Source organism: Streptomyces abyssalis (assembly GCF_001751365.1).
In the GTDB taxonomy this organism is placed as follows: domain Bacteria; phylum Actinomycetota; class Actinomycetes; order Streptomycetales; family Streptomycetaceae; genus Streptomyces; species Streptomyces abyssalis.
In genome coordinates, this window is record NZ_LJGT01000042.1 from 1 (window position 1) to 202 (window position 202).

1 rRNA gene is annotated in these 202 nt (G+C 57.9%); it reads left to right on the forward strand.

Annotation, left to right across the window (positions count from 1 at the left end):
- Positions 1-79: 79 nt before the first annotated feature.
- Positions 80-196, forward strand: a 5S ribosomal RNA gene (gene rrf, locus AN215_RS28240).
- The last annotated feature ends 6 nt before the right edge of the window (positions 197-202 follow it).

A 202-nucleotide genomic window follows, 5' to 3' on the forward strand; every position in this document is an offset into this window, starting at 1 on the left:
GCCGGTTGTTAAGTGAAGAGTGCGCTGACACAACACAGAGAACACAGAGTTTCCCCCACACCACGTGTGGGGGGTGTGTTTCGGTGGTCATAGCGTGAGGGAAACGCCCGGTCACATTCCGAACCCGGAAGCTAAGCCTTACTGCGCCGATGGTACTGCATGCGGGAGCGTGTGGGAGAGTAGGACACCGCCGAACTATCAC